This window comes from Zoogloea sp. (genome assembly GCF_028693495.1).
GTDB lineage: Bacteria > Pseudomonadota > Gammaproteobacteria > Burkholderiales > Rhodocyclaceae > Zoogloea.
This window is the reverse complement of the sequence record NZ_JAQUVG010000118.1, coordinates 1-10,132: the sequence shown is the minus strand read 5'-3', so window position 1 is coordinate 10,132 and position 10,132 is coordinate 1. Positions and strand designations below refer to the sequence as shown.

General features: G+C 61.9%; 8 protein-coding genes, 2 tRNA genes and 1 pseudogene. 3 read left to right on the top strand and 8 right to left on the bottom strand.

Annotated elements, in window-relative coordinates:
* Positions 1-134: 134 nt before the first annotated feature.
* The 6 genes from PHD22_RS15180 to PHD22_RS15155 form a co-directional block, all read right to left on the bottom strand.
* Entirely contained in the window at positions 135-1,358 is a 1,224-nt protein-coding gene (locus PHD22_RS15180; protein WP_299868692.1) for an outer membrane protein transport protein, read from the bottom strand.
* 102 nt (positions 1,359-1,460) lie between these two features.
* Positions 1,461-1,537 (bottom strand) — tRNA-Pro (locus tag PHD22_RS15175).
* A gap of 241 nt (positions 1,538-1,778) precedes the next feature.
* A tRNA-Pro gene (locus PHD22_RS15170) sits at positions 1,779-1,855 on the bottom strand.
* Positions 1,856-1,948: 93 nt separating this feature from the next.
* Positions 1,949-2,878 carry an octaprenyl diphosphate synthase gene (gene ispB, locus PHD22_RS15165; protein WP_299868698.1) on the bottom strand — a complete coding sequence of 310 codons (930 nt, stop codon included), beginning with the start codon at positions 2,876-2,878 and terminating at the stop codon, positions 1,949-1,951.
* Between the two features lie 123 nt (positions 2,879-3,001).
* Positions 3,002-3,751, bottom strand: a complete 750-nt coding sequence (gene ugpQ / locus PHD22_RS15160; RefSeq protein WP_299868690.1) for a glycerophosphodiester phosphodiesterase — start codon at positions 3,749-3,751, stop codon at positions 3,002-3,004.
* A gap of 10 nt (positions 3,752-3,761) precedes the next feature.
* Complete coding sequence (locus tag PHD22_RS15155) at positions 3,762-5,054, bottom strand: extracellular solute-binding protein (protein WP_299868687.1); 1,293 nt, start codon at positions 5,052-5,054, stop codon at positions 3,762-3,764.
* A 141-nt stretch (positions 5,055-5,195) separates the two neighbouring features.
* Between PHD22_RS15155 and PHD22_RS15150 the strand changes: the two genes are divergently transcribed.
* The gene (locus tag PHD22_RS15150) at positions 5,196-5,657 is read left to right on the top strand and encodes a hypothetical protein (protein WP_299868684.1); all 462 of its coding nucleotides are present in this window, start codon (positions 5,196-5,198) and stop codon (positions 5,655-5,657) included.
* 35 nt (positions 5,658-5,692) lie between these two features.
* Here the strand turns inward: PHD22_RS15150 and PHD22_RS15145 are convergent, their stop codons facing one another.
* Entirely contained in the window at positions 5,693-6,730 is a 1,038-nt protein-coding gene (locus PHD22_RS15145) for an aldo/keto reductase (protein ID WP_299868681.1), read from the bottom strand.
* 76 nt (positions 6,731-6,806) lie between these two features.
* Here PHD22_RS15145 and rlmM point away from each other — a divergent pair, with 76 nt between their 5' ends.
* A complete protein-coding gene (gene rlmM / locus PHD22_RS15140; protein WP_366520748.1) occupies positions 6,807-7,976 on the top strand; it encodes a 23S rRNA (cytidine(2498)-2'-O)-methyltransferase RlmM in 1,170 nt (389 codons plus the stop codon).
* Positions 7,977-8,056: 80 nt separating this feature from the next.
* Positions 8,057-9,526, top strand: a complete 1,470-nt coding sequence (locus PHD22_RS15135) for a DEAD/DEAH box helicase (RefSeq protein WP_299868678.1) — start codon at positions 8,057-8,059, stop codon at positions 9,524-9,526.
* 244 nt (positions 9,527-9,770) lie between these two features.
* On the opposite strand, the pseudogene PHD22_RS15130 reads toward PHD22_RS15135, so the two are convergent.
* A pseudogene (locus PHD22_RS15130) lies at positions 9,771-10,132 on the bottom strand (hypothetical protein); the annotation flags it as partial.

Sequence of the window (10,132 nt, the reverse complement as noted above, 5' to 3'; positions counted from 1 at the left end):
AAGGGCGACGGCGAGCCGGGCGTCAAGAGCATCTGGCTCGGGCTGCAGAAGATCCGCACGGTGATTCAAGCCTTACCTCTTATCGAGTCAGGAAATGCAGGATGAGATGTGTAGAACGGTATGGGTTTAAAGGCTCAGAAGAGCCAGGAGTAGCCCACGGCGAGGATGTTCTGGCGCATGTGCAGGTCGGCATAGGGGCCACCGGGCTGCACGGGGGTGTTGCCGGAAACGGTAACTTCGGGCACGTAGGTGTAGGCAGCGCTCAGCTCGCCGCCCTGGATGCGGTAGCTGGCGCCCAGGCTGTAGTGGTTGCGCACAACGCCCGGGGCGAGGATGTTGAAGAAGGTTTCGCTGGCGGGTACGGCTTGCTGGGCGCGGCTGACGCCGGCACGCAGGGTGAGGCGTTGATCGTAGGCGTAAATGGCCCCCAGTTTGACCACGGAAATATTGTTCCAGCCGAAGCCCGATCCATTGGCGGCGCCCAGGGGGCCGCCGGCGTTGATGTGGTTGCCCACGGAGCGGACACTGCCGAATTCGATACGTTGCCAGTCGGCGGCGAGCGTGAGGGCGGGCAGCGCCTGCCAAGCCAGGCCAAGGCCGTAGTTGGCAGGAATGTCAAAGCCGCCGCCTTCGGCAAACAGACCGCGGTATTTGTCGAAGCGGTCCATCTCGATGCGGGAGGACCAATTCACACCCAGACGCAGCGTGGGAAGGACCTGGCCGGTCCAGCCCAACTTGATGCCCCAGCCGGAACCGCTGTCGTGGCCCCGATCACTGAGGGCACCGGGGGCGGATGACATGCCGGCAAAGCCGCCAATACCCCGGGCCTCAAACCGTTGATGGGCGTAGGTGACCCCCAGGCCAAGGGTGTGGTTCTCGTGCACACGGTAGGCCACCGAGGGGGTGACGAAGAGTTGGGCCATGTCGATGCCGGCACGGCCCGGTGCGCCGAAGGGATTGACCGCGTAATCGGTGTTCATGCCGCCATTGCCGTAGATGGCAAGACCCACGCCCAGGAAGGGGGAGATCTGGCGGGTGTAGCCGAGTTCGGGGATCAGGAAACTCGTGGTGTCATTGGCCGAAAGTTCAGTGGTACCAGCACCACTGCGGAAGCGGGTCCCACGGTCGGGCTTGAAGTAGGTGAGGCCGAGGTCGAGGCGGTCACCCACGAGAGCTGTGCCGGCGGGATTACTGGCAGCCGCCAGGCCGTCCTGGGGCAGTGCAATGCCAACGCCGGCCACCCCCTGGGATCGTACGCCGTAGCCGTGGGTGAAATAGCCGTTGGTGGCATATGCTGACAGGGGCTGTCCAAGGCTGGCCAGGGCGAGTGCCAGCACGCTGAGTTTCTGCAGTTTCATTATGAGGTTGTCTCTTGTGGGGGCAATACGTGTGAGCCTTGAAATTGACACGCACAAAGCAAAAAAGCCACCCGATGGAGTGGCTTTTTTGCTTTGAATAGGTGGTCGGGGAAAGAGGATTCGAACCTCCGGCCCCTGCGTCCCGAACGCAGTGCTCTACCAGGCTGAGCTATTCCCCGACGCTTTTCTTTAAAAAAGCAATTTACAAAGTGTATTTTGCTTTTTTATTGTTATTTGGCTCACAAAGAACAGGAGCAGGATTATGTCACTTCATCCTTATTTTGCCTAGGGGTTTTTATAAAAAAACTGCAACACCTCAGCAATCGGGAAAGATCAGGCCTACGTTTTTTCTGGGCCGATCTTTAAAACAATAAAGCCCCACAAGGGGGCTTTATTGTTTGGGCAAGTTGCCCGAATAGGTGGTCGGGGAAAGAGGATTCGAACCTCCGGCCCCTGCGTCCCGAACGCAGTGCTCTACCAGGCTGAGCTATTCCCCGACGTATTATTGAAGAAGGACGAATCCTGTTCTTCAAAATACAAACAGCCGCACTTCATTTGAAGATTCGACGGTTTGCGATGCATGTCGAACTTCAATACTTCCGTGCGACTGCGAACTTTGCCAAGTCTACCAAGGAATCCTTGTAAGTGGAAGGGGGCAAGGCCTGGAGGGCGGCCAGGGCCAGCTCCGCCTCCCCTTCGGCCACCTTGCGGGTGGCTTCGATGGCCCCCGTGGCGCGAATGGCGTGCATGACCGCCAGGAAGTCGTCCCGGCCACCTTCTTCAATGGCCTTGCGCACGCTGGCTGCCTGTTCGGGCGTGCCGTTCTGCATGGCATGAATCAGCGGAAGCGTGGGCTTGCCTTCAGCCAGGTCGTCGCCGACGTTCTTGCCCGTATCGGCTTCATCGCCAGAATAGTCGAGCACGTCGTCGATGAGCTGGAAGGCGGTGCCGATGTGCATGCCGTAGGCGGCCAGGCCCTCTTCCACCTCGGCGGAGGCGCCGGCCATGATCGCCCCGAGACGGGTGGCAGCTTCAAAGAGCTTGGCGGTCTTGTAGCGGATGACCCGGAGGTAATCGTCCACTTCCACGTCGGCATCGTGGCAGTTGAGCAACTGGAGCACTTCGCCTTCGGCGATGATGTTGGTGGCTTCGGCCAGCACTTCCATCACGCGCATGCTGTTGGCGCCCACCATCATCTGGAAGGCCCGGGTGTAGAGGAAATCCCCTACGAGCACCGACGCGGCGTTGCCAAACATGGCGTTGGCGGTCTTATTGCCCCGTCGCAGCTCGGACTCGTCCACCACGTCGTCGTGCAGGAGTGTGGCGGTATGGATGAATTCCACCACGGCAGCCATTTCACGGTGATAGTTGCCCGTATAGCCTGCCGCGCCGGCAGAAAACAGGACCATGGCTGGGCGAAGCCGCTTGCCACCGCTGCCGATGATGTACTCGGCCACCTGGCGGATCAGGACCACGTCGGAGTAGAGACGATCGCGAATGACGGCGTCAAGCGCCAGCATATCTTCGGCGATCGGCGCGTAAAGCTGCTGAGGAGACAAGGGTTTGCCCAGGTTAAGGGGAAAAGCGGAATGGTAGGATTGGAGCACGGAGTCCGTCAAGCCAGCAGGTCGCCCCAACCGTGACTAAATGGGGATACCACGCTCATCCAGCAGGGAATCCGGTCGATCGGAAAACACTCCGTCGACTCCCCAGGCCAGCAGCTGACGCCAGTCCTCCGGTCGGTTGACCGTATAGACCAGGGTGCGCAATCCCGCCGCCCGTGTGGCGGCAAGATGGCCAGCTTCGAGACCTTGCAGTCCCAGGTGCAGGGCATGGCAGCCCAGGTCCAGGGCCCGCTCGATGGACGCAGGAGAGAAGCCGTCGACCAGGAATCCCCGAGGCAGATCCGGGGCTTCCTGGCGAGCGGCCTCCAGCGCCTCGACAGAAAAGGACGACAGCAGCACAGGGGGACGCAAGGAGGGCGCCCATTCCGCCAGGAGCCGCCCCACCACGGCGCCCGTGTGCACCTCATGGCCGGCGGCCGGCTTGATTTCGATGTTGGCGCTCAGCCCCAGCCAGCGGCAGGCCTCCAGTGCGGCGATGAGCGACGGAATACACTCTCCGGCAAAGGCGGGATGAAAGCGTCGCCCCACATCCGTGCCAAGCAGCACGGCTGCGGGCAACCCGGCCACAGAGCCGGTCCGGCCGGCGGTGCGGTCGAGGGTTTCATCATGAATCAGGACAGGGATCTGGTCTGCGGAAAGCATGACATCGAATTCCACCGCCTTGCAGCCCAGGCGCGCAGCAAGACTCAGGCCGGCAAGGGTGTTCTCGGGGGCATGGGCACCGCCGCAGCGATGGGCCAGCACCCGGGGCCAGATCCAGGCCGGCATGAACGTGCTCTCAGTCGAGACGCTGGGAGCGGGAGACCGCCGTATCAAGGGCCAGCTTGGAGGGTTTGCGATCCTCCCAGACGGCTTCCAGTTCTTCTTCGACGATACGACGCACGGCCGTGCGCTGGGGATAGCTGCTGGCCCGGGAAACGCTGGTCGCCGGCTTGTTGGTGAGCTGCTTGACGGCCACCCGCACGTTGGCCAGGTCGTCGGCGAGCAGACGACTCTCGGAGGCCAGCAGACCTGCCCGATTGAGGGGCAGATAGCCTCCGTTGCGCTGCCACTCCACCTGGCTTTCACTGCTCAGCCAGAAATCCACGAAGCGTGCCACCGCCTTGTATTCGGCGGGTTTCTTGCCTGCGGCGATCCACATGGAAGGACCGTCAGCCAGGGTGTTCTGGGGTGCGCCGTAGTATTCCTCGTGATAGGGAAGGCTGGCAACACCAACCTCGAATGCGGCCTGACGCTTGAGGCTCGGCCAGGCAGCCGATCCGGCGGTCATCACGGCGCACTCGCCCTTGGCGAAATGCGCCACGGCCTCGTCATCACGACCGAAGAGGTGCAGGTAACGGGCCTTCACCCAGGAAGACAGCATGGCCACATGCTTGACGCCAAGCATGCCATTGACGGCCAGGGAGGCTTTCTTTCCTTCAGCAACCACTGGCTCGTTATGCCACGCACTCATGTTTTCCACCAGGATCCAGGCAGGCTGGGTGGTGGTGTAGGGACAGCTCTGGCCGGCAGCCACCAGCTGTCCCAGGGTGCGCTGCAGCTCCTGCCAGGTCTTGGGCGGATTTTCGGCATCCAGCCCGGCATCCTTGAAGGCCTGCTTGTTGTAGTAGAGCACCGGCGTGGAGAGCGCCACCGGCAAGGCCACCAGACGCTTGGCGGAGTCCAGCGGGGTCGGAGTCATCATGGCCGGCGCACGCAGGGTCTCGAAACGGACCCCCGCATCTTTCATGACCTGGTGCAGGGGACGGTAACGCTGGGGGCCAGTGAGGAAGGCACCAAGATCCCGCTCACCGAGGATCATCAGATGAGGCATCGCACCATCGTTCCAGGCGCGCTCGCGGAGGACGATCCTGGCGCCATTGCTGGCGGCGTTGTAACGATCCACCAGCTTCTGGAGTTGCTCACCCTTGTCGGCACCGAGGCCATGAACCAGCTCGATCTCCTGGACGGAGGCATCCGCGGCAGCAGCAGGAGAACCCTTGACGGCCGGCTTTGCGGGCGCAGCCTGAACAGAGGTGGCACAGAAAGAGGCGAAAGCTGCGCAGAGAGCGGAGCGGATAAAAAGACTCATGGGGTGGTATTCCATCAACAGATAAAAGGCGGACAGGCCGCAATTATAGTTCTTCGGCTGCGTCCAGGTCGGCAACAAAATCATCAAGTCCGTCCATGCAGAGCCGTAAACCGATTCATAGCATGAACACACTTGCGGGCCATGAGACACCCTCCTTTTCGACTTCTCGCTGGATTGCTGCTCGGAACCAGCCTGCTCATGGGCTGTGAGCAGGCTGGTTTGCCCAACCCGCTGAACGCAGGCCCCCAGAAGGAAGCCGAAGGGAAAGCCATCGGTAGCGCGTGCCGGCACGCAGGCCGGGCCATCGAAGACTGCTACACCCTCAACCTCAACGCCTCCAAAGCCGCCATATTTGCTGGCTGGAAGGAAATGAACGACTACATGCTCGAGAACAAGCTGGCTGAAGTCGCCCCCATCCTTCCACCGCCCCCCTCTGCCGAAGCCCTGCAGGAAAAAAACAAGAAGAAAAAGACCAAGAAGGCCGCCGAAGAAGTTTCCGAGACCGAAGAGCCCCCCCCGGAAGAAGACAAGGCATCCGTCAGCAAGACTGCCGACCCCGCCGAGGATCCTCCCCCCCGCAAGCGTCGGCGCAGCACCGAGTAAATCGGGATTCAGATCAACCGGAAACCCAGCTCCTTTCAGGGGGCCGGATTGGTGTGCCGCAAGTGGATGGCGTCGATACGGGCAAGCGTTTCGTCATCCAGCACCCACCGCGCGGCAGCGAGATTCTCGGTCAATTGAGCAACAGAAGTCGCGCCCAGGATCGTACTACCCACCAGAGGTCGCCTGGCTACAAACGCAATCGCCAGGGCAGCCGGACTCATGCCCAGATCGGCAGCCAGTTCAGCGTAGGCCTGCACCGCCGGCTCAACCCCCGGTTTGTCGTAACGCTGGGCAAAGGCCGGAAACAGTGTAATCCGGCCACTGCCCGAGCGGCCCTCAAGATACTTCCCTGTCAGATGTCCAAAGGCCAGCACGGAGTAAGGCAGCAGGCTGACCTGCTCCCGGAAGCACACCTCGGCCAGCGACTGCTCGAACACCCGATTCAACAGGTTGTATGCGTTCTGCACCGAAACGACCCGGGGGAGCCCCAGTTCGTCTGCTACCTGCTGGAAGCGCATGAGCCCCCAGGGATGCTCGTTGGAGAGCCCGATGTAGCGGATCTTCCCCTCGGCCACCAGTTCGGCCAGAGCCACAAGCTGCTCGTAGATGGGTGTTGCATCACGCTCCGCAGCGGGGTCGAAACGCCACTGGCCAAACATGGGCTGATTACGGGCCGGCCAGTGAATCTGATAGAGATCGATGTAATCGGTTTGAAGGCGCGCCAGACTTCCCTCCACCGCAGCTCGGATGTTGTCCCGATCCAGCGCCAGGGGTCCTCCCCGGATCCACTCCATGGAGCGGCCCGGGCCAGCCACTTTCGTGGCCACAACCACCTGGTCCCGAGGACGGCTCTTGAGCCAGGACCCCACAATGCTCTCCGTCCGGCCACTCGTCTCCCTTCGGGCGGGGACCGGATACATCTCGGCGGCATCGATAAAATTCACGCCTGAATCCAGGGCCAGATCAAGTTGGGCATGCGCCTCAGCCTCCGAATTCTGCTGACCGAAGGTCATGGTTCCCAGACACACAGCAGACACACGCAGGTCACTGGCACCGAGCAATCGGTAATCCATCGAAAACTCCCGGGCAATCGAAACAAACAGCTTGTAGAACAGCGGGGGATGTACGATGGAGTATCATCCCCGCGCCATGAGTTCCAGCCTGGACCAGATCGGGGTCCAGGCTTCACGGACCATTGTACATAATCGCTCTGCACCGACGCCTTCCGCCATGTCAAGCCCCACCCCCTCCTGCCCGTGCCTCGCCCTTGTCGTGGAATGTCGCTCCGGTTTTGAAGCCGACGCCAGCCAGGAACTCATGCATGCAGCAGACAGCGCCCGCATCACGGGTCACTGTGACTTCCAGGCCCACGACGGGTTTGTGCAGCTGCGCCTGACCGACGCCCTGCCCCATGACCAGGTTCGCCGTCGCCTGGATCTCTCCAGGCTGATCTTTGCCCGCCAGGCTTTTCATCTGGTTGGCGAACTCCACGACCTCCCTGGACGCGACCGCTTATCGCCGGTAGTCCAGGGCATCCTAAAACTGGGGGAGCGCATCTCCTGCGTGCTGCCCGAAACGCCCGACACCAATCCGGGGAAGGAACAATCCGCATTTCTCAAGCGCTTCATCCCGCTACTGGAGGAGGCGCTCGCCAAAGCCGGCGTCCTGCGCCCGGACAGCCTCCACCTGCCCCGCCTGCATCTGTTCATGCCAAACCCCAGCTCCATGCTTCTGGGGCTGTCCCTGGCCAGTGAAGGGTCTCCCTGGCCCATGGGCATCCCGCGTCTGCGCATGCCCAAGGACGCGCCCAGCCGCTCAACCCTCAAGCTCGCCGAAGCCTTTCAGAGCCTGCTGACCCCCGAAGAGCAGAAGGCCAGTCTGCGCCCGGGACTCCACGCCGTCGACCTGGGCGCTGCTCCCGGAGGATGGAGCTGGCAACTGGCCAGCCGCGGCCTGCGCGTGACCGCCATCGACAACGGCCCCCTCGCCCCGTCCGTCATGGCCACCGGCCTGATCGAGCACCTGCGGGCAGACGGGTTTGCCTGGCGCCCCAAAAAACCCGTTGAATGGATGGTTTGTGACATGGTGGAGCAACCCTCGCGGATCGCGCCCATGATGGCCGACTGGATCGCCACCGGACGCTGCCGGCGCAGCCTCTTCAATCTCAAGCTCCCGATGAAAAGGCGCTTTGACGAGGTGGAGCGGTGCCGGGCCCTCATCGATCAACGCATGCGTAGCGCTGGCCAGAAATATCTGATGCGGATCAAACATCTCTATCACGACCGGGAAGAAGTGAGCTGCTATCTCACACGGCGCTGACGCCCTCCCGATGTATAATGAGGGTCTACTTGTATGGTGCAGCGCATTAATCAACCTGCACCCCGATCGTGATCACACCCATGTCGTTCTCCGAACTCGGACTCATTCCCGAAATCCTGCAGGCTGTCACCGAAGCCGGCTATAACGAACCCACACCCATCCAGCGCCAGGCCATCCCGGTTGTGCTTGCCGGCCATGATGTGATGGGCGGCGCCCAGACAGGCACCGGGAAGACGGCAGGTTTCACCCTGCCCTTGCTGAACCGCCTGGCGCGGCATGCCAGCGCCTCCACCAGCCCTGCCCGCCATCCTGTCCGAGCCCTGATCCTCGCGCCCACCCGGGAACTTGCCATGCAGGTGTTCGAGTCGGTCAAGATGTACTCCAAACATCTCCCCCTGCGCAGCACCTGCATCTACGGCGGGGTGGACATGAACCCACAGATCCAGGAACTGCGCCGGGGCATCGAGATTGTCGTGGCCACACCCGGACGGCTGCTTGATCACGTTCAGCAAAAAACCATCGCACTGAATCAGGTCGAGTTCCTGATCCTGGATGAAGCAGACCGGATGCTGGACATGGGCTTCATTCCCGACATCCGCCGCATCCTGGCCCTCCTTCCGGCCAATCGCCAGAGTCTGTTGTTTTCAGCCACTTTCTCCGATGAGATCAAGAAGCTGGCCGATCAGATGCTGAAAAGTCCGCAACTGATTGAAGTGGCTCGCCGCAACATGGTCAGTGACACCATCAGCCACGTGGTGCACCCGGTTTCCAGTGGCCTCAAGCGTAACCTGCTCGCCCACCTGATCCGCCACGAAGAAGAATCCAACCAGATCCTGGTTTTTGTAGACACCAAGTTCGCCTGCAGCCGACTCGCTCACTTCCTGGACCGGCACGGCATCTCTGCCGACGCCATTCATGGCGACAAGAGCCAGCAGGCCCGCACCGAAACCCTCGAAAGCTTCAAGAGCGGCAAGGTTCGTGTGCTGGTGGCCACCGATGTGGCGGCCCGCGGCCTGGACATTGAGGACCTACCCTCCGTCATCAATTTCGAACTGCCCCACACTGCCGAAGACTACGTGCACCGGATCGGGCGAACTGGACGTGCCGGCAAAAAAGGCAAGGCAGTCTCCCTGGTCAGCGCCGAAGAACGCCACCGCCTGGCCGACATCCAGAAGCTGATCAAGCTGGAGATCACCCAGGAAATCGTGCCCGGCTTCGATCCTGAACCCGACTTCCTGGAAGGTGAAGGCAGTCGCCGCCGGCGCAATGACAGCGCCCCCGCAAAACCGGCTCCCCGCCCTGCAGGCGAAACCAGCAACGCCAGCGACCGCCGCAGCCGGCGTCCCGAGCGCGAACAACGGGAAGCCCCTCGCAGCCGACGCCCAGGCCACATCGCCTCCGATGGCTTCGACTTCAGCAAGCCCTACGAACAAAAAACTGGCATAAAGCTGGATGACGGTATCGCAGCGGGCCAAACTGCCAGCGCACCACACAAACCCCAACGCCCCATTGCTTTTCTGCTCGGCGGCCTGGGACGCAAGGCAAGCTGACGACGGTGAATCACTCTCGAAGAGATCAAGGACAAGGTTGATGGGTAACGCATCATTCCCCTGACACCCTACGTCGCCAGCGCTGCTGGCGGCCCCGCCCCGCCGGAATGAATGGGTGTTCTCGAGCCCTACGGCCGAAAAGCACTATCGCCTCCGGCAAGTGGATCTGCTGCGCATGTGGCATACCAAGATCGAGGGCTGGATTCTCGAACAAGCCGGCATTCAGCCGATTCACACCAAGCCCCTACGAGAAATTCTGACCGCCCCGCACGCCGCCGCTGGCCCGGAATCCTCCTGCCCGGGCGCCAGGATGTTCAGCACCTCGTCCGCCTGTCGTGCGGTACTCGTGGCACTTTGGCCATAGCGGATGTCCTCCCAATTGGTCTGCGAGAAGCCGCGCGCCGATTGCTTCGAGCGCTGCCAGGCCACCGAGCGGCAAGCCTACCGCCCGCGGCCCGAACACCTGCGGCGCCCGTGGGTTGATCCGGATCAGCCGCTCGTGCTGGTCGCTGAACAGCCGGACTGTCGGCACGTCGATGCCGGCGCCGATCTCGATAACCGCCAGCCGTTCGACGCTGGCCAGCCAAGTGTTCAGCTTCTGCGCCT